The organism is Streptomyces sp. NPDC059398 (assembly GCF_042751845.1).
Classification (GTDB): domain Bacteria; phylum Actinomycetota; class Actinomycetes; order Streptomycetales; family Streptomycetaceae; genus Streptomyces.
The window spans coordinates 1-25,322 of sequence record NZ_JBHYWP010000097.1; the positions used below are offsets into that span (position 1 = coordinate 1).

At 71.1% G+C, this 25,322-nt stretch carries 23 protein-coding genes and 3 pseudogenes; 13 read left to right on the forward strand and 13 right to left on the reverse strand.

Annotated features, from left to right (window positions below; all coding sequences use genetic code 11):
- Positions 1 to 140 precede the first annotated feature (140 nt).
- Positions 141 to 926, reverse strand: coding sequence for a glucosamine-6-phosphate deaminase (gene nagB / locus ACFXBC_RS27865; protein WP_385030195.1), 786 nt, complete (start codon positions 924 to 926; stop codon positions 141 to 143).
- A gap of 559 nt (positions 927 to 1,485) precedes the next feature.
- Between nagB and ACFXBC_RS27870 the strand changes: the two genes are divergently transcribed.
- The gene (locus tag ACFXBC_RS27870; RefSeq protein ID WP_385030272.1) at positions 1,486 to 2,952 is read left to right on the forward strand and encodes a PAS domain-containing sensor histidine kinase; all 1,467 of its coding nucleotides are present in this window, start codon (positions 1,486 to 1,488) and stop codon (positions 2,950 to 2,952) included.
- 205 nt (positions 2,953 to 3,157) lie between these two features.
- Here the strand turns inward: ACFXBC_RS27870 and ACFXBC_RS27875 are convergent, their stop codons facing one another.
- Positions 3,158 to 3,415 carry a WhiB family transcriptional regulator gene (locus ACFXBC_RS27875; RefSeq protein ID WP_004937597.1) on the reverse strand — a complete coding sequence of 86 codons (258 nt, stop codon included), beginning with the start codon at positions 3,413 to 3,415 and terminating at the stop codon, positions 3,158 to 3,160.
- 318 nt (positions 3,416 to 3,733) lie between these two features.
- On the reverse strand, positions 3,734 to 4,702 hold the full coding sequence (locus ACFXBC_RS27880; RefSeq protein ID WP_385030198.1) for a diacylglycerol/lipid kinase family protein: 969 nt from the start codon (positions 4,700 to 4,702) through the stop codon (positions 3,734 to 3,736).
- 82 nt (positions 4,703 to 4,784) lie between these two features.
- Between ACFXBC_RS27880 and ACFXBC_RS27885 the strand changes: the two genes are divergently transcribed.
- Entirely contained in the window at positions 4,785 to 5,213 is a 429-nt protein-coding gene (locus tag ACFXBC_RS27885; protein ID WP_385030201.1) for a hypothetical protein, read from the forward strand.
- Positions 5,214 to 5,291: 78 nt separating this feature from the next.
- Here the strand turns inward: ACFXBC_RS27885 and ACFXBC_RS27890 are convergent, their stop codons facing one another.
- From ACFXBC_RS27890 to ACFXBC_RS27900, 3 genes are all read right to left on the reverse strand, one after another.
- Positions 5,292 to 6,197 carry an RNA polymerase sigma factor SigF gene (locus ACFXBC_RS27890; RefSeq protein ID WP_385030275.1) on the reverse strand — a complete coding sequence of 302 codons (906 nt, stop codon included), beginning with the start codon at positions 6,195 to 6,197 and terminating at the stop codon, positions 5,292 to 5,294.
- A gap of 14 nt (positions 6,198 to 6,211) precedes the next feature.
- Complete coding sequence (locus ACFXBC_RS27895) at positions 6,212 to 6,625, reverse strand: anti-sigma regulatory factor (RefSeq protein WP_328319579.1); 414 nt, start codon at positions 6,623 to 6,625, stop codon at positions 6,212 to 6,214.
- 298 nt (positions 6,626 to 6,923) lie between these two features.
- The gene (locus tag ACFXBC_RS27900) at positions 6,924 to 7,184 is read right to left on the reverse strand and encodes a UBP-type zinc finger domain-containing protein (protein WP_385030205.1); all 261 of its coding nucleotides are present in this window, start codon (positions 7,182 to 7,184) and stop codon (positions 6,924 to 6,926) included.
- 44 nt (positions 7,185 to 7,228) lie between these two features.
- Between ACFXBC_RS27900 and ACFXBC_RS27905 the strand changes: the two genes are divergently transcribed.
- Positions 7,229 to 8,827 carry a Na+/H+ antiporter gene (locus ACFXBC_RS27905; protein ID WP_385030208.1) on the forward strand — a complete coding sequence of 533 codons (1,599 nt, stop codon included), beginning with the start codon at positions 7,229 to 7,231 and terminating at the stop codon, positions 8,825 to 8,827.
- Positions 8,828 to 8,842: 15 nt separating this feature from the next.
- On the opposite strand, the gene ACFXBC_RS27910 is transcribed toward ACFXBC_RS27905, so the two are convergent.
- The 3 genes from ACFXBC_RS27910 to ACFXBC_RS27920 all read right to left on the reverse strand — a co-directional run bounded on the left by ACFXBC_RS27910 (position 8,843) and on the right by ACFXBC_RS27920 (position 11,810).
- On the reverse strand, positions 8,843 to 9,757 hold the full coding sequence (locus tag ACFXBC_RS27910) for a 1-aminocyclopropane-1-carboxylate deaminase/D-cysteine desulfhydrase (protein WP_385030211.1): 915 nt from the start codon (positions 9,755 to 9,757) through the stop codon (positions 8,843 to 8,845).
- Positions 9,758 to 9,905: 148 nt separating this feature from the next.
- On the reverse strand, positions 9,906 to 11,108 hold the full coding sequence (locus ACFXBC_RS27915) for a globin domain-containing protein (protein ID WP_385030215.1): 1,203 nt from the start codon (positions 11,106 to 11,108) through the stop codon (positions 9,906 to 9,908).
- A 255-nt stretch (positions 11,109 to 11,363) separates the two neighbouring features.
- Positions 11,364 to 11,810, reverse strand: coding sequence for an RrF2 family transcriptional regulator (locus tag ACFXBC_RS27920; protein WP_385030218.1), 447 nt, complete (start codon positions 11,808 to 11,810; stop codon positions 11,364 to 11,366).
- Positions 11,811 to 11,997: 187 nt separating this feature from the next.
- Here ACFXBC_RS27920 and ACFXBC_RS27925 point away from each other — a divergent pair, with 187 nt between their 5' ends.
- From ACFXBC_RS27925 to ACFXBC_RS27960, 8 genes are all read left to right on the forward strand, one after another.
- Positions 11,998 to 13,404 (forward strand): family 2B encapsulin nanocompartment shell protein, encoded by a 1,407-nt coding sequence (locus tag ACFXBC_RS27925; protein WP_385030221.1) that lies wholly within the window; start codon positions 11,998 to 12,000, stop codon positions 13,402 to 13,404.
- A gap of 112 nt (positions 13,405 to 13,516) precedes the next feature.
- Complete coding sequence (locus ACFXBC_RS27930; protein ID WP_385030224.1) at positions 13,517 to 14,557, forward strand: family 2 encapsulin nanocompartment cargo protein polyprenyl transferase; 1,041 nt, start codon at positions 13,517 to 13,519, stop codon at positions 14,555 to 14,557.
- A gap of 221 nt (positions 14,558 to 14,778) precedes the next feature.
- The gene (locus tag ACFXBC_RS27935) at positions 14,779 to 15,372 is read left to right on the forward strand and encodes a GNAT family N-acetyltransferase (RefSeq protein WP_385030227.1); all 594 of its coding nucleotides are present in this window, start codon (positions 14,779 to 14,781) and stop codon (positions 15,370 to 15,372) included.
- A 217-nt stretch (positions 15,373 to 15,589) separates the two neighbouring features.
- Positions 15,590 to 16,015 carry a DUF6304 family protein gene (locus ACFXBC_RS27940; protein ID WP_385030230.1) on the forward strand — a complete coding sequence of 142 codons (426 nt, stop codon included), beginning with the start codon at positions 15,590 to 15,592 and terminating at the stop codon, positions 16,013 to 16,015.
- Positions 16,016 to 16,277: 262 nt separating this feature from the next.
- Entirely contained in the window at positions 16,278 to 17,240 is a 963-nt protein-coding gene (locus ACFXBC_RS27945; RefSeq protein WP_385030233.1) for a DUF1648 domain-containing protein, read from the forward strand.
- Positions 17,240 to 17,590, forward strand: a complete 351-nt coding sequence (locus ACFXBC_RS27950) for a GntR family transcriptional regulator (protein ID WP_385030236.1) — start codon at positions 17,240 to 17,242, stop codon at positions 17,588 to 17,590. Before ACFXBC_RS27945 ends, ACFXBC_RS27950 begins: the two co-directional genes overlap by 1 nt.
- A 126-nt stretch (positions 17,591 to 17,716) precedes the next feature.
- The gene (locus ACFXBC_RS27955; protein WP_385030239.1) at positions 17,717 to 18,463 is read left to right on the forward strand and encodes a TetR/AcrR family transcriptional regulator C-terminal domain-containing protein; all 747 of its coding nucleotides are present in this window, start codon (positions 17,717 to 17,719) and stop codon (positions 18,461 to 18,463) included.
- The gene (locus tag ACFXBC_RS27960; protein ID WP_385030242.1) at positions 18,460 to 19,629 is read left to right on the forward strand and encodes an FAD-dependent oxidoreductase; all 1,170 of its coding nucleotides are present in this window, start codon (positions 18,460 to 18,462) and stop codon (positions 19,627 to 19,629) included. The genes ACFXBC_RS27955 and ACFXBC_RS27960 overlap by 4 nt, the downstream gene beginning before the upstream one ends.
- 114 nt (positions 19,630 to 19,743) lie before the next feature.
- Here ACFXBC_RS27960 and ACFXBC_RS27965 read toward each other — a convergent pair whose 3' ends face one another.
- Entirely contained in the window at positions 19,744 to 20,085 is a 342-nt protein-coding gene (locus tag ACFXBC_RS27965; RefSeq protein ID WP_385030245.1) for a DUF2809 domain-containing protein, read from the reverse strand.
- 406 nt (positions 20,086 to 20,491) lie between these two features.
- Here ACFXBC_RS27965 and ACFXBC_RS27970 point away from each other — a divergent pair.
- Positions 20,492 to 20,860 (forward strand): annotated as a pseudogene (locus ACFXBC_RS27970) (carboxymuconolactone decarboxylase family protein); the annotation flags it as partial.
- Between the two features lie 339 nt (positions 20,861 to 21,199).
- Here the strand turns inward: ACFXBC_RS27970 and ACFXBC_RS27975 are convergent.
- Both ACFXBC_RS27975 and ACFXBC_RS27980 read right to left on the reverse strand, forming a co-directional pair.
- Positions 21,200 to 21,784, reverse strand: a pseudogene (locus tag ACFXBC_RS27975) (MFS transporter); the annotation flags it as partial.
- Positions 21,781 to 22,548, reverse strand: a complete 768-nt coding sequence (locus ACFXBC_RS27980) for a helix-turn-helix domain-containing protein (RefSeq protein ID WP_385030248.1) — start codon at positions 22,546 to 22,548, stop codon at positions 21,781 to 21,783. The gene ACFXBC_RS27980 and the pseudogene ACFXBC_RS27975, both read right to left, overlap by 4 nt.
- 1,527 nt (positions 22,549 to 24,075) lie before the next feature.
- On the opposite strand from ACFXBC_RS27980, the pseudogene ACFXBC_RS27985 reads away from it, so the two are divergent.
- Positions 24,076 to 24,567, forward strand: a pseudogene (locus ACFXBC_RS27985) (tetratricopeptide repeat protein); the annotation flags it as partial.
- A 145-nt stretch (positions 24,568 to 24,712) separates the two neighbouring features.
- On the opposite strand, the gene ACFXBC_RS27990 reads toward ACFXBC_RS27985, so the two are convergent.
- Positions 24,713 to 25,288 carry a CGNR zinc finger domain-containing protein gene (locus tag ACFXBC_RS27990; RefSeq protein ID WP_385030251.1) on the reverse strand — a complete coding sequence of 192 codons (576 nt, stop codon included), beginning with the start codon at positions 25,286 to 25,288 and terminating at the stop codon, positions 24,713 to 24,715.
- Between the last annotated feature and the right edge of the window lie 34 nt (positions 25,289 to 25,322).

A 25,322-nucleotide genomic window follows, 5' to 3' on the forward strand; every position in this document is an offset into this window, starting at 1 on the left:
GCAAACCCGTTTGTTGACTCGTGCGGTGGGCTCGCTGTTGTTTAACCGCGACTGCAGCGGGGCGGGCACCGCGCGGTGCCCCGGCCCTGCTCATTGCTTGTTCTCCGTGCGCTTGTTCTCCGTACGGGTGTGCCGTCCCGCTACAGGCCCTGCCACTCCGGCTTCGAGGCGAACGTCGCGCGGAAGTAGTCGGCCAGCTTCAGCTTGGACGCCGCCGCCTCGTCGACGACGACCGTCGCGTGCGGGTGCAGCTGGAGCGCGGACGCGGGCACCACGGCGGCCACCGGACCCTCGACGGTCTGCGCCACGGCCTCGGCCTTGCCCTCGCCGGTGGCCAGGAGCACCACGTGGCGGGCCTCCAGGATCGTCCCGATGCCCTGGGTGATGACGTGGTGCGGGACCTGGTCGATGTCACCGTCGAAGAAACGGGCGTTGTCGACGCGGGTCTGCTCGGTGAGCGTCTTGATCCGGGTGCGGGAGGCGAGCGAGGAGCAGGGCTCGTTGAAGCCTATGTGCCCGTCGGTGCCGATGCCCAGCAGCTGGAGGTCGACCCCGCCGGCCTCGGCGAGCGCCCTGTCGTACGCCTCGCAGGCGGCCGGAATGTCATCGGCCGAACCGTCGGGCCCCATGAAGGACGCCTCCGTCAGCCCGAGCGGCTCGACGACCTCGCGCAGCACCACCGAGCGGTACGACTCGGGGTGTCCTGCGGGCAGCCCCACATACTCGTCGAGCTGGCAGATCCTGGCCCGCCCCGCGTCCACGGCCCCGGCGCCCACTTTGGCGGTCAGCGCCTGGTAGACGGGCAGCGGGGTCGATCCGGTCGCGACACCGAGCAGAGCGTCGGGCTTGCGGCGCAGCAGGCCGGCCATGGCCTCCGCGATGACCTCGCCGCCTGCCTTGGCGTCCGGGACGATGACAACTTCCACGCTGGGCCTGCCGATCTGAAGAGTGCAAACATGTGGTATAGACCAATCTAGCAGAGCGGGCCTCTCGTGTCGGCGGTTCCCCCTGGTTCCCTTTCCGCCCCCTCCCATGGTCGGTCGGCGGCGGGGTGACCGCATACGGACAGCCCGCCGCCGGTCTCCCGGCGGCTGCCGCCGGATGCCGGGAACGGGGTGATCCCGGACTGCTCACGGAAGCCGCGACGGGGGCCAGGCCCGGCCATGGCGGCGGGGGAGCGTTGAGGTGAGTACCCCGGCATCCCCCGGAAACGACTGCGGGCCGCGGCGCCGGTCCGGTCGGGACCCTCGGCCCGGCCGTACGGCACCGCAGCCCTCAGCTGCATCGGCCGTCAGGTGTGCGGTGCCCGGCGGCCGTGGGGAGGACTTGGCGCAGTCAGGGCAGAGAGCGCCGCGTACCTCGTCTCCACTCTCCTGTGCGGGGAGAGCGGAAGTCTTCGCACGCCAATTGTGGACTAGACCATTCTCCGATGTCCATGCGTACGACAGAAAGAATCCGGCGGGTACGCTCACCCACGTGCCCTCCATGAACGATCTCGTACACCAGCACACCGCCCTCGACGACACCGACCTTGAGTGGCTGCACCTGCTGGTCTCGGAGTGGCAGCTGCTCTCCGATCTGTCCTTCGCCGACCTGGTGCTCTGGGTGCCCACGCGCGACGGCACCCGCTATGTCTCCGTGGCGCAGATGCGACCGAACACCGGTCCCACCTCCTACCAGGACGACATGGTCGGCCATCTCGTTCCACGCGGCCGCCGTCCACTGCTCGACGCGGCGCTCGACGAGGGCCGGATCGTGCGCGAGGGCGACCCGGAGTGGCGCGAGGAGGTGCCGGTACGGGTCGAGTCCATTCCCGTACGCCGGGAGGGCCGGGTGCTTGGGGTGATCGCCCGCAACACCAACCTGCTCACCGTCCGTACGCCGTCGCGGCTCGAACTCACCTATCTCCAGTCGGCATCCGATCTGGCCCAGATGATCGCCGCGGGATCCTTCCCCTTCCCCGGCCAGCAGGTCGACATGGACGCGTCCCCCCGGGTCGGTGACGGCATGATCCGCCTCGACGCGGACGGTGTGGTCCTGTACGCCAGCCCCAACGCCCTCTCCGCCTACCACCGGCTCGGGCTCGCGTCCGACCTGGTGGGCCAGCACCTCGGTCAGCTGACCACCGACCTCGCACCGTCCCGCGGACCGGTGGACGAGGCCATGGTCAAACTGGCCAGCGGCTACGCGCCGCGGGAGACGGAGGTGGAGGGGGACGAGGGCGTCATCCAGCTCCGCGCGATCCCGCTCTCCCCGAAGGGCACCCGGATCGGCTCCCTGGTGCTCTTGCGGGACGTCACGGAACTGCGCCGCCGCGAACGCGAGTTGATCACCAAGGACGCCACCATCCGGGAGATCCACCACCGGGTGAAGAACAACCTCCAGACGGTGGCGGCACTTCTGCGCCTCCAGGCCAGGCGGATGGACTCGGACCGCGGCAGGGAAGCGCTCAACGAGGCGGTGCGGCGCGTCGGTTCCATCGCGATCGTCCATGAGACGCTCTCGCAGAACCTGGACGAGCGTGTCGAGTTCGACGAGATCGCCGACCGTGTCATCGCGATGGTGGCAGAGATCTCACCGGGCAAGGTCGACTGCCGGCGCACCGGCCGCTTCGGCATACTCGACGCCGAGGTCGCCACTCCGCTCTCCATGGTGCTGACCGAGATCCTGCAGAACGCCCTTGAGCACGCCTTCGGACCGGGCGAGCTGGGCACCGTCGAGGTCTCCGCCGTCCGGGGCGGTATGCGGGAGGACGCCAGGCTGCTCATCACGGTGCAGGACGACGGACGGGGACTGCCCGGAGGATTCGACGCGAAGACGGCGGGCAATCTCGGGCTGCAGATCGTGCGGACACTGGTGGAAGGGGAGTTGGGCGGCTCCTTCGACATGGTCCCGGCTCCGGAGCGCGGCACCCAGGTGGTGCTCGACATACCGGTCCCGGGCGACGCGTAGCCGGAGACGGCCCCATGGGCGCCGCAACAGCGGTGAGCCCCGGACCGAAATGGTCCGGGGCTCACCGTGTGCCGGGGGAGAAGAACTCTCCCGGCGTTCTGTTACTGCGTGCGCATCGGGGGTACTGCGCGCTGCGTTTCGGGGGCGACGGTGGTGCGTACTCGCTGTACGCGCGCCGCCTGGCTCAAGCTCGTGAACAGGGTGGTCAGGCGGTCGCGTTACGCGCCCGGTTGCGAGCGGCACGGCGCTTCATCGCGCGGCGCTCGTCCTCACTGAGGCCACCCCAGACGCCGGAGTCCTGGCCGGACTCAAGCGCCCACTGCAGGCACTGCTCCATGACGGGGCAGCGGCGGCAGACGGCCTTGGCTTCCTCGATCTGCAGCAGCGCAGGACCGGTGTTGCCGATGGGGAAGAACAGCTCCGGGTCTTCCTCACGACAAACGGCGTTGTGACGCCAGTCCATGGCTGCTACCTCTCTTAGGGTGTTACGTGCAGGTGCTTGTGAATGTGAACGCTTTCACGAATCCCCCCGCAGGTGAAGGGCCGACTGCCAGATGACCTGGTTGCGGTCCGTGTGTTGAGGAGGGGTTCTGGCTTTCAGGGAGGCCGGTGTTGCGGGCCGTCCCGAGCGCCATGTAGAGATTCGCAAACCTCGGCTGCGGATACAACCCCTTCTGGAAAGTTTTTTTTGATTCCTCGGTGTCGGCTAGGTCACAGCCGTACTTCCATGGGGTGGATCCCAGCCCAAACGTTCGAGTTAAAGGACTTTCGCCACTTCCACTCACACAATCACACGCAGTGCACGGCGTACGCCTGTGAACGTCACGCTCGTACGCAGTCCCAGGTGGTCGCCGTCCATCTGGAAGGGGAGTCGGACCTTGGAATGCAAGGAGAAGTCCGTCAGATCGTGCAGCGAAACCGCGTGCTTTCCGTGGGGGCCCCGTTCAGGTGTCGAAGTGAGCAATTGAGTAGCGAAACGCGCCACATGAGCGGGTGACATTCTCGACAGGCCCAGCACGTCGAGCGCGGTGTCGAAGGACGCTTCGGGGGTGGCGTACATCGGGCGATTGCCCAGGTAGGTATAGGGAGAGGCGTTGCAGATTATGGACATCACCAGGTCCGTGACCGGGTCCTCCCCCGGGCGCTCCAGGGTGATCGCGCCGTGCCTGCGGCTCGGCTCGTCGAGGAACTGCCGGACCACCTGACGCACATAGAGCGCATGCGTGGACCGCTTTCCGCGTTCCCGCTGCTGTTCGACCCGGCCGACGACTCCCGCGTCGAATCCGAGCCCGGCACAGAAGGTGAACCAGCGCGAGGGGACCCCCGCGTCCGCCGTGCCCGGGGTGCCGGCCGCCAGGCCCAGGCCGACCGTTCGCTCGCGGCGCTCCCGCAGCGCGTCCAGGAGCGCGCCGGTCGCCTCCACCGCGTCGTTGGGCAGGCCGAGCGCGCGGGCGAAGACATTGGTGGAGCCGCCGGGGACGACCGCGAGGCCGGGGCGCCGGTCCGGGTCGGGACCGTGGTGGAGCAGCCCGTTGACCACCTCGTTGACCGTGCCGTCCCCGCCCAGGGCGACAACGAGATCGATGTCGTCACTCTCCGCGGCCCGCCTGCCGAGGTCGCGGGCGTGCCCCCGGTACTCGGTCGTGACGGCCTCCAGCTTCATCTCGCTGGCCAGCGCGTGGAGCAGTACGTCACGTGTGCGGGCACTGGTGGTGGTTGCTGCCGGATTGACCACGAGGAGTGCGCGCATGACCAGAAGATTACCTACCGCGTGGAACCGGGCCCAGCCCCGGCCTCGGTCCGGCCCCCCGGGCGCCCGCTACCCTGCAGGGGTGAGTACCGACCAGACCGCAGAGCAGCCCAGCGGACCCCGCCCCGCCCGTCTCACCGCCGCAGCGGCGCTGGCCGCGCTGGAAGGGGCGGCGATGGCCGCCGGGGGGCTGTATGTGATCGGCAAGGGCGTCTTCGCCGACGGCGACAGCCCCGAGCAGTCCGTACTGGCCGGTCTGACGCTGATCGTGCTCGCCCTGATCCCGCTGCTCGCGGCCCGCGGGCTGCTGCTCCGCCGCAGCTGGAGCCGGGGCCCCGCGATCGTCACCCAGATCATCGCGCTGCCGGTGGCCTGGACGCTGCTCTCCGCGCAGGGCGTGCTGATCCCGGCCGGGGCGGTGCTCGCGGTGGTGGCCCTGGCGGCGCTCGTCCTGCTGGTCAATCCGACGACGGCCAGGGCGCTGGGGATCAGGAGCGCGCGGGGGGCCTGAGGGCTGTCCTGTAACCCCCGACGGCCGCAGTATTGCCTGCCTGCCTGCCTGCCTGCCCCCAGGCCCCCCGGCCGCCGTCTACTCCTCGACCAGCAGGCGCTCCCGCAGCTGCGCCAGGGTCCTGGCGAGCAGCCGTGAGACATGCATCTGCGAGATACCCACTTCCTGGGCGATCTGCGACTGGGTCATGTTGCCAAAGAACCGGAGCATCAGGATCCGTTTCTCTCGCGGGGGCAGGTCCTCCAGCAGCGGCTTGAGCGACTCGCGGTACTCGACTCCTTCGAGCGCCTCGTCCTCGGAGCCCAGGGTGTCCGCCACCGCGGGTGACTCGTCGTCCGTGTCGGGGACGTCCAGCGAGAGGGTCGAGTACGCGTTGGCGGATTCCAGGCCCTCCAGGACCTCTTCCTCCGAGATACCGAGACGCTCGGCCAGCTCATGGACCGTGGGCGCCCTGCCGTGCTGCTGGGAGAGCTCCGCGGTGGCCGTGGTCAGCGAGAGGCGCAGCTCCTGGAGGCGGCGCGGCACCCGGACCGCCCAGCCCTTGTCGCGGAAGTGCCGCTTGATCTCGCCGACCACGGTCGGAGTCGCGTACGTGGAGAACTCCACGCCGCGGTCCGGGTCGAACCGGTCCACCGACTTGATCAGACCGATCGTGGCGACCTGGGTCAGATCGTCCAGCGGCTCCCCGCGGTTGCGGAAACGGCGGGCCAGATGCTCGACCAGCGGCAGATGCATCCGCACCAGCCTGTTGCGCAGTTCGGCCTTCTGGGGCGAACCGTCGGGGAGCTCGCGCAGCTCGACGAAGAGCGCCCGCGCCCCGCTGCGGTCCCGCGGGTTGTGCTGGTCGTGGTGGTCGTGATGCTCGCTCATGAGGCCCGCCTGATCCGCCGACTCCAAAAGGCCTTCCACCGGATGCGGCCGGGCCTGTTGCTCCGGGATGTCCCCCGCGCCCAGCGTCCGCGCGCCGCGCCCGTCGTCCCGCACCGGTCCGTCCCCGTTCACGCCGGTCCAGGTCCGGCGCCGCGCTGTTTGTACAGACTGATGCTGACCGTACGGTCGTCGGCCACCGTCGACTCGACCTTGCCCGCCAGTGCCGAGAGCACCGTCCAGGCGAAGGTGTCGCGCTCGGGTGCGCGGCCGTCCGTCGTGGGCGCGGACACCGTCACTTCGAGGGAGTCCTCGATGAGACGGAACACGCAGCTCAGTACGGAGCCGGGCACGGCCTGCTGAAGCAGGATCGCGCAGGCCTCGTCGACCGCGATGCGCAGATCCTCGATCTCGTCGAGGGTGAAGTCCAAGCGTGCTGCGAGGCCGGCCGTGGCCGTACGCAGCACGGACAGGTAGGCACCCTCAGCGGGCAGCCGGACTTCGACGAAGTCCTGGGTCCCGGGCTCGCCTGCGATCTGGGACACCCTCACCTCCAAGGTGGCACAAGCTCGTTCATGGTCGGGGAAATACTGCTCCCGCAACCGTGTGTGACATGGTCGCTTCCTGACGCCGTGACGCTATCGCGATCCAAGGTTCCCTGTCGCCAGGACCCCCACCCCACGACTGTCACTCATGGTAAGCCCATGAGTACATACGGTCGCCAGGGGTGTGCACATCCGATTGCGGCGCTGTGATTCTCCGGAATGTCCGGCGGCTCCGCGGGGTTCCCGGGATGCTTCGGCCAACTGGAAAGACGCAGCGAACGGTTGACGTACCCAGAGCTCAGACGATCGAACCGTCGACAAAGCACCACCGCCAGCTCTCTCCCGGCTCGAAACTCCGCATCACCGCGTGCCCGGTCTCCTTGAAGTGTCCGGTGGCGTGCTGGTACGGGGACGAGTCGCAGCAGCCCACATGCCCGCACACCAGGCAGAGGCGCAGCTGTACCGGGTGGCTCCCGATGGCCAGGCACTCGGGGCAGGTGTCGCTCAACGGGGCCGGCTCGGGGCGCGGCAGTTCTGCAACATGCTGGCACTCGCTCATGATTGCCAGGTTACGACGGACCGGGACCGAGGGCGGGGAGACCCATGGACGCATTGCCGCTGGTGGCACTGGTGGCGGGCAGCGCAGCCGTGGCCGGTGTCGCGCGCCGGACGCCGGTGGCGGCGCCGCTGCTCCTGGTCGCGGTCGGGCTGGGCGCCGCGTATCTGCCGGGGGTGCCCGAGTACACGCTGGATCCCGGAGTCGTCCTGCCGCTCGTGCTGCCGCCGCTGCTCTACACGGCGGCCGTCGACTCCTCGTACCTGGATCTGCGCGCCAATCTGCGGCCCGTCGCACTGCTCTCGGTCGGCTATGTGCTCTTCGCGACCGTCGCGGTGGGCTGGCTCGCCTATCTGATCGTGCCGGACCTGCCGCTCACCGCGGCCCTGGTGCTGGGTGCGGTGATCGCCCCGCCGGACGCGGTGGCGGCCACGGCCATCGCCCGGCGTCTCGGGCTGCCCTCCCGGCTCACGACGGTCCTCCAGGGCGAGTCGCTGGTCAACGACGCGACCGCGATCACCGCCTACAAGGTGGCTCTCGCCGCCGCGGTCGGCGCCGGGGTCTCCTGGGCCGGCGGGCTCGGGGAATTCGCCCTGGCGTCGGTCGGCGGAATCGGGGTCGGCCTGGTCCTGATGGTGCCGCTGCACTGGCTGCGCACCCATCTCAGGGAGGCGCTGCTGCAGAACACCCTCTCGCTGCTCATTCCCTTCGTGGCCTATGCGGCGGCCGAGCGGGTACACGCGTCGGGGGTGCTCGCCGTGGTGGTCGTCGCGCTCTATCTCGGACACCGTTCCTGGCAGGTCGACTTCGCCACCCGGCTCCAGGAGGAGGCCGTCTGGAAAATGGTCTCCTTCATTCTCGAATCGACGGTCTTCGCGCTGATCGGACTGCAATTGCCCTTTGTGCTCAGAGGGCTTGGCACTTACGGGGGAGGAGAGGCCGCCTGGTATGCGGCGGTCGTATTCGTGATCGTCGTGGTGGTGCGTTTCGTCTGGGTCTTTCCGGCCACTTTCCTGCCGCGCGTGATCTCCCGCAGGATCAGGGAACGCGAACCCGATACGGACTGGACCGCGCCGGTGGTCGTCGGCTGGGCCGGAATGCGCGGGGTTGTCTCGCTCGCCATCGCCTTCTCGATCCCGCTGACCGCGCACGGCGCACCGTTCCCCGCCAGGAACCTGGTGCTCTTCCTGACCTTTACGACGGTGATCGCCACCCTGGTCGTGCAGGGTCTTTCCCTGCCGCCGCTGATCAGGCTGCTGAAGATCCCGGGCCGTGACGTCCATGCCGAGACGCTCGCCGAGGCCCAGGCGCAGAACGACGCGTCGCAGGCGGCGGAGAACCTGCTGGACGCGATGCTCGCCGACGAGGACAACAGCCTTCCGGAACCGCTCGCCGACCGGTTGCGCGCCGTGATGGCACGGCGCAGGAACGCGGTCTGGGAACGGCTCGGCACGGTCAACGAACGCACCGGTGAGAGCGCCGACGACACCTACCGGCGGCTCGCCAGGACGATGATCGGCGCCGAGCGGGAGGTCTTCGTCGAGCTGCGCGACCGGCGGCGCATCGACGACGAACTCCTCAGGACGCTGCTCCGCAGGCTCGACCTGGAGGAGGCGGCGGCCTACCGCGAGGAGGAGTCGGGCTGACTACCGCGAGGCTGATTACCGTGAGGAGGAGTCGGGCCGGCCGGTGATGACGGCGGCGATCCGGGTGCCCGGCGGGAAGGCGCCTTCGGCGGCCAGTTCGGTCAGTCCGTACAGCATCTTGGCCACGTAGATCCGCTCGACGGGGACCTGGTGCAGCTCCTCGAATCCGGCGGCGAAGGCTTCGAGCCCGGGTGTCGTGCGGGCGTATCCGCCGAAGTGGAACCGGTCGTCGAGCCGCCAGTCACCGATCCTGGCCCCGAAGGCGGCCTGCTGGAGTGCGGTGACCCCGGCGGTGAGGAAGCCGCCCTTCAGGACGGGGAAGCCGAGGGCGCGCTGGTCCGCGGTGAGACCGGCCGCCAGGCCGGCGAGCGTGCCGCCGGTGCCGACGGCCACGGCGACGGTGTCGGCGAGCCCCCGCAGCTCCCGGCCGAGCGCGGCGCAGCCGTGGACGGCCTCGGTGTTGCTGCCGCCCTCGGGGACGACGTACATCCCGGTGGTGTCGAGACCGGCCGGGACCGCCTTGGCGCGGTAGGCCCCGCGGTCCACGAAGTACAGCCGCATACCGCCGGCGGCGCACCGGGCGAGCGAGGGGTTGAGCGGGCGGTGGGCCAGCTCGTCCCCGCGTACGACTCCGATCGTCGGGAAGCCGAGCAGCCGGCCCGCGGCGGCGGTGGCCCGCAGATGGTTGGAGTACGCGCCGCCGAATGTCAGCACGGTCCGCCCGGCCGCCGCCGTCAGATTGGGCGCGAGTTTCCGCCATTTGTTGCCCGGCAGATCCGGGTGGATCAGATCGTCGCGTTTGAGCAGCAGCTGTACGCCGTGGCGGGCGAAGCGGGCGTCGTCGAGCGGTTCGAGCGGCGACGGCAGCAGCGGCCGCAGTGACTGCGGCCCTCCGGGGGCGGGGGAGGGGCCGTGGGCTCCAGGGGGCATGGGGTCATTGTCCGCCCCCGGCATCCGCGACGCGGGGCGGCCCGTACGTCCGTACGTCGGCCCGCCGGCCCGGTGGCCGCCCGTTCGGCAGCCGTCCGCTTGTCGGCCCGCCCGTCCGCTCGGCCCGTCCGTCAGCCCGGCCCGTCCGTCAGCCTGCGGCGAGCCAGAGGTCGGGGCCGAACACCTCGTAGTGGATGTCGGCGGGCCGCACCCCGGCCGCCAGCAGCTGGGTGCGTACGGAGCGCATGAAGGGCAGCGGCCCACAGAGGTACGCATGGGTCCCCGGCGCGAGATCCAGCCCGCCCAGGTCCACCAGCCCGGTGCGGTCCGCCGGATGGCCGGGGCCGGGCTGCTCGTACCAGAAGTGCTCGGTGGCGCCGGGCAGCTTCTCGGTGAGGAGGGCCTGTTCGGCGCGCAGGGCGTGGTCGGCGGGGGAACGGTCGCCGTGCACGACGGTGACCGGAGCCGGGTGCCCGGTCGCCGCCAGGTGTTCCAGCATCGCCAGCACCGGAGTGCAGCCGATCCCGGCCGACGCCAGCAGGAGCGGGGCGTCCGCGGCGCCGGGGCCGATGACGAGATCGCCGTACGGGAGGGAGACCCGGAGCCGGTCGCCGGTCCGTACCCGGGTGTGGAGGTGGTGCGAGACCTCGCCGTCCGGGGCGGCGCCGTCCCGCACGTGCTTCACGGTGATCGAGTGGAGCCGGCCGCCGGGGGCGCCGGAGAGACTGTACTGCCGGATCTGGCGGGACCCGTCGGGGAGCGGGACCTGGACGGAGACGTACTGGCCGGGCCGGAAGTCCGGGGCGGGTGAGCCGTCGGCGGGCCGGAGCCGGAAGGTCACCGTGTCGGCGGTCTCCTCGGTCCTGGACACCACGTCCCAGGTGCGCCACACATCGCCCGCCGCGACCTCGCGCTCCGCGTACAGCCGGGCCTCCAGCGCGATCAGCGCGTTGGCCATCAGCCAGTAGACCTCGTCCCAGGCGGCGGCGACCTCCGGGGTGACCGCGTCGCCCAGTACGTCGGCGATGGCGGCGAAGAGATGGGTGTGCACGACGGCGTACTGGGCGGGCGTGATCCCGAGCGAGGCGTGCCGGTGGGCGATCCGGCCGAGCATGACGTCGGGACGGATGTCCGGGTGCTCCACCAACTGGGCCGCGAAGGCGGCGACGGCGCCCGCGAGCGCCTGCTGTTGGGTGCCGGATGCCTGGTTGCCACGGTTGAAGAGGTCGCGCAGCAGCTCCGGGTGGGCGTCGAAGAGGTTGCGGTAGAAGAGGCCGGCGATGTCATCGATGGCCGCGCCGACGGCGGGCAGGGTGGCTCGGACGGTGGCGGTCGACTGGTCGCTGAGCATCGGTGACTCCTGGCTCTTGAATTGGTATGCGGGATGCGTATTTATGGCCGGGGGTGGTTGCGGGCGACTGTGGGTGGGGTCGGGCGGCGTTGGGTGGTGTGGGTGCGGCCTCGATGTCGCGAGTGGCCGCGCGGGCCGGTGCCCGGATGCGGTGCGAGGGGGGGTGCAGGGTGTGGGAGTTGCGGGAGTTGCGGGAGTGGTGGGAGTTGCGTGAGCGAGTGTGCGGGGGAGCGCCGGGGTGCGTGGGGTCCCGGATCAGCCGTCGTCGGGGCGGTTGCCTATGCCGAGCAGCAGCGGTCCGGTCGGTGATGCGACCAGGTCGGTGACGGTGACCGGGTCCAGCGATGCGTAGAACGCCTCCTGTGCCCGGTGCAGGGCGCCGCGCAGCAGACAGGCCGAGCGGAGCGGGCACGGGGTGGCGCCCTCGCACTCCACGACATCGCCGGGGCCTTCGAGTTCGCGGACCAGTCCGCCGATGGAAGCGGAGCGGCCGGCGCCGGTGAGGCTGAGTCCGCCGCCGCGGCCACGGCGCGCCTCGACCAGGCCGAGGTGCTGGAGTCGGGCGACGGTCTTCGCCGTATGGCTGTACGGCACCCGCATGGCCGCGGCGACCTCCTTGGTGGCCGGCGCCTCGCCCTCCTCCGTGACGGCGAGGCGCATGAGGACGCGCAGCGCCACGTCGGTGAATCTGGTGAGCCGCATGGGCGTCACGCTAAATAACTTGCATAAAAGATGCAACTTATGACCGGTCCGGGGCCGATCCGGACCGTGAACGGCAACGTGCCCCGCTCAAAGCCCTATTAGTCACACTCTTTTGTGTAATGGCGCGCCGCCGGTCTCCGCTGAAAGGCTCCTCATGCACGTCAGCCGATGATCGAGAGGACGCCAGATGTCCGTTGGTGAAGAGGTTCGCGACACGCAGGCAACGCCGCAGCAGAGTCTGGGCACGGCAGCTGCGCGGAACCTCGCGACGACCACCAAGTCCGCACCGCAGATGCAGGAGATCACCTCACGGTGGCTGCTGAAGATGCTCCCCTGGGTCCAGGTGCAGGGTGGTACGTACCGGGTGAACCGGCGGCTGAGCTACTCGGTCGGGGACGGCCGCGTGACGTTCGTGCAGACCGGTGACCGGGTGGAGGTCATCCCGGCCGAGCTCGGTGAACTGCCCGCCCTGCGGGCGTACGAGGACGAGGCGGCCCTGGCCGAGCTGGCGCAGCGCTGCACCCAGCGGGAGTTCGCGGCCGGGGAGGTGCTGGCCGCCAGGGGCGACGTGGCGGACCGGGTCTTCCTGCTGGCCCACGGCCGGGTGCAGAAGATCGGCACGGGACCCTACGGGGACGAGACCGTGCTCGGCTCGCTGGCCGACGGGGCGTACTTCGGCGACCAGGCGCTCCTGGAGGAGGGCGCCACCTGGAACTACACGGCCCGCGCCGACACCGCATGTGTCGCACTGGAGCTGACCAGGGCGGATGTGCTGAACCTCGCGGAGCGCGCCGATTCGCTGCGCGCCCATCTCGCGGGTCTGGTCTCGCTCCCCGCGCAGCGCACCAACAGCTATGGCGAAGCGGCGATCGACCTCTCCGCCGGCCATATCGGCGAGGCGCTCGTACCGAACACCTACGTCGATTACGAGGGCTCCCCCCGCGAGTACGAACTGAGCGTCGCGCAGACCGTCCTGAAGGTCCACAGCAGGGTCGCCGACCTCTACAACCAGCCGATGAACCAGACCGAGCACCAGTTGCGGCTGACCGTCGAGGCGCTGCGCGAGCGCCAGGAGCACGAGCTGGTCAACAACCGCGAGTTCGGCCTGCTCCACAACTGTGACTACGGCCAGCGGCTGCAGCCGCACGACGGAGTGCCCAGCCCGGACGACATGGACGAACTGCTGTCGCGGCGGCGCGGATCGAAGCTCTTCCTCGCCCATCCCAAGGCCATCGCCGCGTTCGGACGCGAGTGCAACAGGCGTGGTCTGGTACCGGAGAGCGTCGATGTCGACGGCCACCATGTGCCCGCATGGCGCGGGGTGCCGATCTTCCCGTGCAGCAAGATCCCGGTCAGCGACGCCCGCACCACGTCGATCATCTGCATGAGGACCGGCGAGGCGGACCAGGGCGTCATCGGGCTGCAGCAGAGCGGCATCCCCGACGAGATCGAGCCGAGCCTCTCGGTCCGCTTCATGGGGATCGACGAGAAGGCGATCATCTCCTACCTGGTGACGGCCTACTACTCCGCGGCGGTCCTGGTGCCGGACGCGCTCGGCGTGCTTGAGAACGTCGAAGTCAGCCGCTGGCGGTGAGGCGGGGCCCCGGACGGGCCGGCGCGGGCGGCGGCCGGCCCGCCGCCCGGTGCCGGCGCGCCCGCGGCATCCATGGCGATCACGCCGTACGCCCGCCGTAGAGGAAGTGACCATGACCATGACCAGAACGGACGCCGCGACCGAGGGGCACGAGGCCGCGGCGCTCCTGGAACGCACCCGTGCCGCCGTGGACCCGGAGCTCCGCTCCGCACTGGAGTCCCTGCCGGGACCCATGCGGAACATCGGGATGTACCACTTCGGCTGGGAGCAGCCGGACGGCTCACCGGCCGCGGAACAGGCGGGAAAGGCGATCAGGCCCGCGCTCGTCCTCGCCGCGGTCCAGGCGCTGGACGGGGACATGCAGGGGGCGGTAAGAGCGGCCACCGCCGTGGAGCTGGTGCACAACTTCACGCTGCTGCACGACGACGTCATCGACCGGGACGCCACCCGGAGGCACCGGGCGACGGCCTGGACCGTCTTCGGCATACCGGACGCGATCATCACCGGGGACGCGATGCAGGCGCTGGCCCTGCGGCTGCTCACGGACGACCCCCACCCCGCCGCGAAGGCGGCGGCCGCCCGGCTCACCGCCTGTGTCATCGAGCTCTGCGCGGGACAGCAGGCGGACTGCGCCTTCGAGGCCCGTGCGGAGGTCTCGCTGGCCGAATGCCTGACCATGGCCGAGGCCAAGACCGGGGCACTGCTCGGCTGCGCCTGCTCGATGGGCGCGCTGTACGCGGGCGCCGGGCCCGAAGAGGCGGCGGCGATGGACGCGTTCGGCCGGGAGGCCGGGCTCGCCTTCCAGCTGATCGACGACCTGATCGGCATCTGGGGCGAGCCGTCCCACACCGGCAAGCCGGCCGGTGCGGATCTCGCGGCCCACAAGAAGTCGCTTCCGGTGGTGGCCGCACTGGGCTCGGGCACCGGGGCCGCGGCGGAACTCGCGGAGCTGTACCGCGGCCCTCTCGACGCGGACGGCATCCGGCGGGCCGCCGACGCGGTCGACCGGGCCGGCGGCCGGGACTGGGCGCAGGCCGAGGCGGCCGACCGGATGGCCCGGGCCGTCGGCCATCTCTCCCGTGCGGTCCCCGACCTGGCGGCGGCGGGAGGTCTGCTCTCCCTGGCGGAGTATGTGACGCGGCGCAGCCGCTGAGCCGTAACCGCCCATGGCCGGACCCGCCGACTCCTGGGTCACGCCGGCTCCCGGAGCCCGCCGACTCCTGGGTTACGCCGGCTCCCGGAGCACGCCGACTCCTGGGTCACGCGACTCCCGGGTCACGTCAACTCTAGGATCACGTCAGCGAGTTGTCGGTGGTGCAACCACCCGTCGACCCGTACGAGCGACGTGAACGGCGAGAGAAGAGGGACCGGACCATGGGTGTGGCGATACGACAGGCGGGCGAGGCCGACCGTGAGGTGCTCGTGCGGCTTCTTGACGAGTCCTTCATGCAGGACCCGGTGAGCAGCTGGGTGTTCCCCGATGAGGCGCACCGCCGGAAGGTGCACGGGAAGTTCCTCGGGGTCTTCATCGATGTGGCCCTCGCCGACGGCCGCGTCGATCTCGCCGAGGACCATACGGCGATGGCCCTCTGGCTCGACATCCCGGCCGGTGTGCCGGAGGAGGAGGACGACACACCGGCCCGGATGCGGGAGACCGCCGATCCGGAGAACGAACGGGCCGAGCTGGTGGGCAGGTTGATGGGCGAGATCCATCCGCACGACCGGGCGCACGCCTATCTGCTCATGATCGGTGTGAAGCCGGAGCGGCAGGGTGAGGGGCTGGGTACCGCGCTGATGGCCCCGGTGCTGGAGCGCTGCGACCGGGAAGGGGTTCCGGCCTATCTGGAGGCGAGCAACGAGCGTAGCCGCGCGTTGTACGAGCGGCTGGGGTTCGTGTTCATGGGCACCGCGGTCCAGTTGCCCGACGGCCCGCGGATGTGGCCGATGTGGCGCGAACCGCGCGGCTGAGCGGCCCGCCTGAGCCGTGTGGCTGAGTCGCCCGCCCGGACGGTCACTCGTACGGGTGCCCGTACGTGCGCTCGCCGGGTGGCGCTGGTGGACCCGTGAGAGTTCTGTCGGAGCGTCAGGAAACGGGCGCCCGAGGCGAACCGGACCAGGAACCCGTCATTCCGGACCGCATCACTCTTGGTGACGCCGGGCTGGTGGCGGCGCTACAGTCGCGCTCATGACACCACAGTCATGGGCCGGCTGGTACCGGGACAGCCATGGATCAGATGCCCTAGTGATCAGCGCAGTAGAGCGTCAACTCCGCACCCGGATCAGGGGAGTCGACTATGCCGGAGCTTCGTTCGACTCGTTCACGCCGGTGGGCGACGCACCGGAAGGAGCCGGGCCGTTGGGCGACTGTGTCCTGGAGTGGGACATGCCGCTCCCGGTCGTTGCCGGTGACAGCACGGCCCAACAGGCCACGTTGAGCTGCCTGCTGGCCCTGCGCCGCCCGGCCACCGATCTCGGCGTCACGCTGCACTACGGCGGGACGAGCTATGTATCGGGCAACGACCAGGGCGACTTCGGCGCGGCCGTCGCGCTGATCCAGGAGCAACTCCCGCCGGGAGCCACCCTCCAGGCACCCTTCTCCGTAGCTGTGTAGCTGTGTGGCTGTGTGGCTGTGTGGCCGTCGTAGTTGGTGTAGCCGTACAGCCGGATAGCTGCGCAGCCGCTCGCCGCCCGGCTCCGGCCGGGCAGCCCACGTACTGGATCCCCACTCGGATCACGTAGCCGGATACCCACCCGCGTTACGTGGTCCGGGCTCTCACCCGGACCACGTACCCGGATCCGGGCTTGACGCTCTACCCGCTCATTGTTCTACTTGGATGCAAACAAGAGGGGAAAGAAGAGGAAGAGGGGGAAGCATGGGGAGTGCCACGGAGGGTTCGGCGAGGGGAGCTCCGGCGAGCGCCCGTATGCGGCGGGTGGCAGTCGCCGGGCTGCCCTTCCTGCTTGCCTACGCCGTCGACCTGGCGGCCTTCATTCACCTCCGGGCCCGGCTGCCGCACCGCCTGGCCAGCCACTTCGGCAACGACGGTCGCCCGGACGACACCGCGGGCCACTTGGAGTACGTCCTGGCCACCACCGCCCTCCTGGTCGGCCTGGGCCTGCTCTGGGTACTGATCGCCCGCGGTGCCCGGGGCCTGATCGTCACGGGCTGGGCGCTCGCCGGTTTCGTCGGCGCGGTGATGGCCGTGGTTCTGTACGCCAACCTGCACACCCCGGTCGAGTTCACCTTCGGCCGGGCCGTCGTCGCCGTCGGGGTGGCGGCCGTGGCGGGTGGGATCGGCTGGTGGGCGGCCCGCTTCGCACCGTCCGTGCTGCCACCGTCCGCCGAGGGGTCCGTCGAGCGGATCGATCTCGCGGCCGGTGAGACCGCGGGCTGGGCGCGCCACACGGGTGCCCGCCCGCTGCTGGTGCTCACGGCGGGCGTCGCGGTCACCGGAGCCCTCGTGCCGGCCGTCGCGGGCTGGCGGCACGCGGTGGCCCCCGTCGCGATCGGACTGGTGCTGATGCTCTTCGCCAGGCCGTACGTCACTGTGGACCGCAGGGGACTGACCGTCTCGACGGGCCGGCTGCCCTGGCCGCGTATCCGGGTGCCGCTGGACGAGGTCGAGTGGGCTGCCAGCCGTGAGGTCAACGCGCTGAAGGACTTCGGCGGCTGGGGGTACCGGTTCCGGGCGGGCCGTTCCGGGCTCATCCTCCGCTCGGGGGAGGCCATCGTGGTCCGGCGCAGGAACGGCCGGGAGTTCGCCGTCACCGTCGACGGTTCGGCCGATGCCGCCGCCCTGCTCAACACCCTGGCCGAACGAAAGGCGGGTCGCTGATGCTCTTCCGGATCGACCCGTCGTCGGCGACCCCGCTCGGGGACCAGATCGCTGCCTGCGTCCGGGGCGCCGTCGCGGACGGCCGGGTGGAGACGGGTGAGCGGCTGCCCGCCGCCCGCGTCCTCGCGGAGTCGCTGGGTGTCAACGTCCATACGGTGCTCCGCGGTTACCAGCGGCTGCGCGAGGAGGGCCTGATCGAACTGCGCCGGGGGAGGGGCGCGGTGGTCGTCGACGGGTCCTCCCAGGCGCGGGCCCGACTGCTCGTCCGGGTCGGGGAGTTCGTGACGGAGGCGAAGGGGCTGGGCCTCTCGGACGAAGCGGTGCTGACACTTGTGCGCGAGGCTCTGTGAGGCCCTCTCCGGAGGGGGGAGCGTGACGAACGGCTCCGTGACGAACGACTCCGTAACGAACAGCTCCGTCACGAACGCGTTCGTGACGTACTTGTTCTGAACGAACATGTTCGTTACGGTGGGGTCATGCACCCTCGCTCCACACCCCGCAGCCGCCGTGACCGGCCCGCGAAACCGGCTCTGACGAGGGACGGCATCGTGGCCACCGCCATGGGGATCATGCGGGCCGACGGTCTGGAAAAGGTCACCATGCGTCGCCTGGCGCAGGACCTGGACACCGGTCCGGCCTCGCTGTACGTCTACGTCAGCAACACCGCAGAGCTGCACGCGGCAATCCTCGACGAACTTCTCGGCACCCTGCCCGCACCAGCAGACGGGCCGTGGCGTGAACGGCTGGAAGAGCTGCTCACCGCGTACTCACTGGTCCTGTTCGCCCATCCCGGGCTGGCGCGCTCCGCACTGGTGGCGCGCCCCAGCGGTCCCCACTACCTGAACCTCATCGAGTCGCTGCTGCGCTTCCTGCACGAGGGGGGCGTGCCGGACGGGCAGGCGGCCTGGGGGGTCGACGTACTCATGCAGTACGCCACCGCGACCGCCGCCGAGCACTCGGCCCGCGAACAGGCCGTCGATGCCCAGGACGAGTGGGACGCGCTGAGCCACGCCGTACACACCGCCGATGCGCGCACGCATCCGCGGATCGCGGCCCTGGGTGCCCGGCTGATGTCGGGCGCACCGGCCGAGCGCCTGTCCTGGGGCTTCCGGACACTGATCAACGGCGTGGTCCACACCGCCACTCCCGACCACACCGCCACTCCCGACCACACCGCCACTCCCACCCCCAACACCGCTGCCCCCGAAGGAGAAGCGCCATGAACCCTGTCACCGCCCCCGCTCCCGCCCCGCACCACGCCGTCGCGATCGTCGGCGGCGGCCTGGGCGGCCTGACCCTGGCCCGCGTCCTGCACGTCAACGGGGTGCCGGCCGCCGTCTACGACCTGGAGACCTCCCGTGACGTCCGCGGCCAGGGCGGCATGCTCGACATCCACGAGGACTCCGGCCAGGTGGCCCTGCGCGCCGCCGGACTGCTTGAGGACTTCCGCGCCCTGGTGCTCCCCGGCGGCGAAGCCATGCGCATCCTCGACCGGCACGCCACGGTCCATCTGGAGGAGGAGGACGACCACGGGGGCAACACACGCCCCGAGGTCGACCGCGGCCGGCTGCGCGATCTGCTGCTGGACTCGCTGCCGCCCGGCGCCGTGCGCTGGGGTGCCAAGGCCACCGGCGCCCGCACCCTGGCCGACGGCCGCCACGAGGTGACCCTCGCCGACGGCACCGCCTTCACCGCCGACCTGCTGGTCGGGGCGGACGGCGCCTGGTCCAGGATCCGGCCGCTGCTCTCCGCCGCGCTTCCCGCGTACACCGGCATCAGCCTGGTGGAGGCCGACCTGCCGGACGCGGACGTCCGTCACCCGGAGTCCGCCGCCGTGGTCGGAGGCGGCATGCTCTTCGCCCTCGGCGAGCGCAAGGGCTTCCTGGCCCACCGCGAGTCCGACGGCAGCCTGCACATCTACGCCGCCCTCACCGCCCCCCAGGAGTGGATCTCCACCGTCGACTTCACCGGTACCGAGAGCGCCCGCGCCGCCGTCCTGGAGCAGTTCGAAGGCTGGGACGACAGTCTGCGCGCGCTGGTGGCCGACGCCGAAGGGCCCCTGGTGCCGCGCCTCGTCCACGCCCTGCCGGTGGGCCACCGCTGGGACCGCGTACCGGGGGTGACCCTGCTGGGTGATGCCGCACATCTGATGTCCCCGCTGGCCGGTGAGGGCGCCAACCTGGCCATGATCGACGGGGCCGAGCTGGGGCTTGCGCTGGCCGCGTACCCGGGTGACACCGAGGCCGCCCTGGACGCGTACGAGGCGGCGATGTTCCCGCGCGCCGAGTCCGCGGCCGCCGAGTCCGCCGCCAACCTGCTCATCTGCTTCAGCGACGACGCACCCAAGGGGCTGCTGGAGCTGTTCGCCTCCCACCACCAGGCGGGCTGACACCGGGCCGGCTGACACCGGGCGGGCTGACACCGGGCCGGCTGACACCGGGCCGGCCGACCCGTACCGCTGCGCCACGAAGCGGCGGGTGGCGGGCAGCGGGCCGCCCGGTCGCTACCGGGCCCGGCGGGTGGTCGCGGCCCAGCAGAGTGCCGCCCCGACCGCGTACCAGAAGAGATCCGGCGCGTTGAACGTGGCGCCGAGCACCGGCCGCAGCACCGCCGGGACCCCTGCGATCTGCAGGAACTCCACGGCCCAGCTGAAGGCCAGGGCGATGGCCGCGGCCGGGGCTGCCCGCAGCCGGGGTGCGATGATCAGCACCACCAGGAAGACCAGGACCGTGTAGAGGGCGTCGCCCGCGTACTTGGCGAACACCCCGCCCGCCAGGGCGCGTACGCCCAGCCACGCGGCGACCGTCACCACCGCCGCACCGCACGCCCGCCACCGCCTGTTCACTCCCGCACTCTACGGGCGGCGGAGTCACGGCCCCGGCCCCGCCGAGGTCACTCGGGCGCCCCGGCGCTTACCGTCTCTCCACGACCGGGGAATGTTCAACTACCTTGTACGGTCCGCCCGTACGGCGACCCCGTACGGCACACCCCGGACGACCCACCTGAAACGGCACACCCCGGACGACCCACCCGCTACGGCGCACCCGGTACGGCCACCCCGTACCGGGCATGCCGTACGGCCACCTCGTACGGTCACCTCGCACGGCTTGCCCGCCACCCGGCGGGCAGCCCGGAACGGAGCAGCCATGAGCACCCCGACCGATCCGGCCACCCCGGAGAACGCACCGGAGGCCACCCCGGGACTCCCGTCCCCCGCAGCCGAGACCCGGGAGGACCGGTTGCAGCGGGGGATGGGAATGCTCGACCGGGTCGTCGGCGAGGGCGGCAGGCAGGTCATCGACTCCCTGGCCGACATCTCGCCCGACCTGGGGCATCACATCGTCGCCTGGGCCTTCGGCGACATCTACACCAGGCCCCAGCTGGCCCTGCGCGACCGCCAGTTGGTCACGCTCGGCATGCTCACGGCCCTCGGCGGCTGCGAACCGCAGCTCGACGTCCACATCAACGCCGCACTCAACGTCGGCCTCAGCGCGGAGGAGATAGTCGAGGCGCTGCTGCACTCGGCGGTCTACTGCGGGATGCCCAAGGCGCTCAACGCCACCGCCGTGGCGAAGAAGGTCTTCGCGGAACACGGGCTGCTCACCGCCCCTGAGAAGCCGGGCGGCACGGCCCGGAGCGTTCCTGAGCAGGGTGTTCCCGGGCAGGGCATGCCTGAACGGAGCGTTCCGAAGCGGGATGTTCCGAAGCGGGATGTTCCGGAGCAGGGCGTTCCGGGGCAGGCCGCACCCGAGTAGCGCGGACGGGGCCCGACCCGCGGTGTCTCGGACTGGCAGGTAGCGCAGACCGGCCCGGAAGTCCTGGGAGGCGGTCGTACGGCCGGCCGAGTCCGGCACGTCCGCGCCCCGGCGTACGGCTTCTGGCGCCTCCAGTACGTCCGGCGACTCCAGCATGTCCGGCGGCTCCAGTGCGTCCGGTACATCCGGTATATCCAGTGCATCCGGTACGTCGGCGGACTCGCGCAACCGTATGGCGCTGAGCAGCACCAGCGACCCGCAGAAGAGCACCCCCGACACCCCGAAGGCACCGGCCGCGCCCCCCGCCGCGAGGACCAGGGCACCGGCCATCGGCCCCACGGCGTTGCTGAACCGTACGGACAGCGTGCGCATGCCCTGCACCCGGGCGAGCTGGTCCGGGCCGGTGAGCTGTGGCGGCAGCGCCCCGACAGCGGGCATGAACAGCGCGTCCACGGCGCCGAAGAGGACCGCCAGCGCGTAGAGCAGCCAGAACTGGGTACCCCCGGCCCAGGTGAGCGCGGCGGCGGTGAGGATGACCACGCACCGCACCAGATCGCTGCCGATGACGACGCGGCGCGCACCGAACCGGTCGGCGACCACACCTCCGCCGAGTATCAGCAGAGCGCGGGGCACGGCTCCGGCGGCCAGTACCGCACCGGCCTGCGCGGGGCCCGCCGCCCGGGTGGCCGCCCAGGTCAGGGCGAGGAAGTAGGTCACGTCACCGGTCACGGACGCGGTGTAGGCGCCCAGCCAGCGCAGGACGTTGGCATCCCGGTGGGCGGCGGTCATCGACCGTCGAGCAGCGGGAACGACTGCAACTGGACCGAGACGGGGGCGGGCGCGTCGGTGGGTGTCGCTCGGCTCGCCCCGTCCGTGCGGCTCGCTCCGTCCGGGCCGACCGCGAGGCCGGGGTCCTCCGGGCCGTCCGGGCCGCCCAATCCGTTGGGGGCCCCGTACGGCGGTCGGCGGGCTCCCCGCTCCCGGTAGCGGCCGATCACCTCCGCCAACTCGGCCTTCATCGCGTTCAGTTCGTCCGGCGTGATGTACACCGTGACATCGCTGAAGACCGAGGCGGCGTACCAGTCGTCGGGCAGCAGCGGCACCCTGCCCGCCAGTTCGCGCAGCTGATCGCTGTAGGCGAGCAGCAGTGCCTGGGCGTACGCCCGGCTCTCCGCCCGCTCCGACGGGCTGCCGGCGCCGGGATCGTGGAAGGAGGTCCGGTGCCGCGCCTGCCACCAGCGGTCCCGGCGGGTGCCACGCCCGGAGTCCTCCTCGATCAGCCCGCCCGCAGCGAGGCGGCGCAGATGGTAGCTGGCCGAGCCCGGGTCGAGCGCGAAGTGCGCCGCGAGCTGGCGCGCGGTGGCGGGTCCGTACTGCCGCAGCCGGCTCAGCAGCCGCAGCCGCACCGGATGGGCGAGGACCCGCAGGGCGGCGGCGTCGAGCGTGATGTCGTGCCGGGGGTCGGGTGCGAGGGGGTCCGATGGGACGGGGCTTAGCTCGACGGCGTCCGGTGAGACGGGATTCGGGGTGACGGCGTCCGGTGCTTCGGCCATGGCGACACCGTAGAAGCAGAAGACTCGTTCCGGAAGAGTCCTTCTGCTTCTGCCGCCGGTCAACTCTCCTGCCCGTACCGGGGGTTGCGCCGAAGAGAGGTGCGCTAGAAAGAGAGGATGAACCAGTCGTCCAACGACCTGAGCGGGACCGTATCCGGGACGGTCGTCCAGGCCGGTCACGTCGGGGAGTTGAACCTCACGCCGCCGGTGCCGACCGCGCTGGCCGGGCTGCCTCCGGCCGCTCCGGAGTTCACCGGCAGACAGGCGGCGCTGCGGACCGTGGCCGACGCACTGCGCTCAGGCTCCGACGGGACCCCGGTCGTGGTGCCCACCCTGGTCGGCACGGCGGGCGTCGGCAAGACGGCGCTGGCGCTGCGGGCCGCCCATGACGCACTGGAGGCGGGACGGTTCCCGGGCGGTGTGCTCTTCGCCAACTTCCAGGGCTACGACGACGACCGCAGGCTGCCCACCGACGTCGCGCTCTCCGTCTTCCTCAGCGCCCTCGGCGTCCCCGACGAGCACTTCCCCCCGACGCCCCAGGGCCGCCTCTCGCTCTACCACTCCCAGCTGGCCGGGCTCGCCGCCCGGGGGTGCGCGCTGCTCGTGGTGCTGGACAACGCCTCGTCGACCGGGCAGATCGGCCCCCTGCTGCCGGGCTCCTCCGTGCACCGGGCGCTGGTGACCAGCCGTCACACCCTCGGCGATCTGCCCGGTTCCCGAATCGTCGACCTCGGTGTCCTCGATCCGTCCGAGGCCGTCGCGCTGATAGCCCGTACGCTCCGCATACGCCGCCCCGACGACACCCGCGCCGACGACGAACCGGACGCCGTGAGCGACCTCGCCCGGCTCTGTGGCCATCTTCCGCTGGCGGTAGCCGTCGTGGCGTCGATCCTGGCCGGTGACCCGGACCAGTCGGCCCGCGAACTCACCGCCGCCCTGCGCGACCGCGCCACCCGCCTGGAGGAACTGTCGTACGGCGGCGGCAGTTCGGTCACCGCCGCCTTCGACCTGTCGTACGCGAGACTCGGCCCCGACGAGGCCCGCGCCTTCCGGCTGCTCTCCCTCAACCTGGGCCAGCAGGTGAGCACGGAAGCCGCCGCCGCACTCACCGGGCTCCCCGTCCCACGGGCCCGCAAGCTGCTCAGCGCGCTGCGCGCGGCCCATATGGTCGAGGCGGGCAAGCCGCGCGGCTGGTTCCGCCTGCACGACCTGCTGCGGCTGTACGCGGAGGCGCTGCGCCGCGAACGGGACGACGAGGAGGCCACCGGGGCCGCGATCGACCGGCTGCTCGCCCACTACCGCGACGCCGCCCGGGACGCCACCGAGCGGATTGTGGCGGCCGCGCGCGAGGGGCGGCACGACGAAGAGTCCGAGCAGTGGCTCGACACCGAGCGAACGAACCTCCGCACAGCCCTGCATCTCGCCCAGACGCACGGCCGTTACGCGGCGGGTCTGCCACTGGCCCACGACGTGAGCTGGTTCCTCCGCCGCCAGCAGGACTGGGCGGCCGGTCTGGAGGCGTGCGAGATGGCGGTGGGCTTCGCGTGCTACGGCGCCGACAGCGCCCAGGAGGCGCAAGCCCTTTACAACAAGGGCGACTTCCTCAAGCACATGCAGGACTACGACCTCGCACTGCACACCTTCGCCGAGGCCCTGGAGGCGTACCGGCGGATCGGTGACCGCTCCGGTCAGGCCGCCACCCTGCACAGCATGGGCACCGCAGCCCGCCGCAGCGGCCGTTACCCGGAGGCGGAGACGTACTACCGCGCCGCCCTGCCGCTCTTCCGGGCGGGCGGGGACGAGACGGCCGTGGCCCACACCCTGTACAACCTCGCTACCACCGCCCGGAACCGTGGCAACCACACGCAGGCCGACGACCACTACCACCAGGCGCTCGACATCTACCGCGCACTCGGCCACACCGTAGGCCGGGCGCGCACCCTGCACCATCTCGGCCTGAACTCCCTGGCGATGAACCACCGGGACACGGCCCGCGCCCGCTGGGAGCAGGCCAGAACGGCGTACGAGGAGGCGGGCCTCGCCCCGTACGCGGAGGAAGTCACGGAGTTGCTGGGGAGGTTGGAGGAGCGGGGGAGGTTGGAGGAGCGGGGGGGCGGAATAGAGCCCGGCGGGAGAGCACAGGCCGAGACGATCAGGGCGCTGATCACTCCGCTGATCCAGGATTCTTACGCTGGTTGGCATGGAAGCGTGCCTTCTTCTGGCGATTCCCGCACGTATTCATGTCACACCATTTGCGGCTGCGGCTCTGGCTGGTGTCGAAGAAGGCGGCCTGGCAGGTCGGTGATGCGCACAGGGCCAGCCGTCCGTCCCGTTCGCCCGCGAGGATGCCGATCGCGTCGGCGGCGATCACGCCGAGGGCGTCCTCCATGCAGGAGGCCGAACCGAGCCGCCACTGCCGCTTGCCCTCGGGCGTCAGGAACGCCGCGGCCCGGCCCTGAGCGCTGCGGTCATTGATGACGTGGACGGCGGATGCGGGGAGAGGATCCTGGATCGCGGCCGCCGTCGCGGCGGCGTGGATCGACTCCCGCAGCTCCCGGGCGAGGTCGAGCTGGGCGCTGGTGCAGGAGTCCACGGCGAGGCCGCTCACCGCCAGCCAGTCGACGAGCCGGTGCGGCGCGGGAATGCGCTCCACGGCGTCGCCATGACGCTCCGACAGTGTCCCGGTGAAGCTGGTCGCCAGCACGCTGCCGAGGCGGAAGTCAGGGAATCCAGCAGGCATGGAACCACCTTAGCCGGTTGCGGCGCAGCTCGTG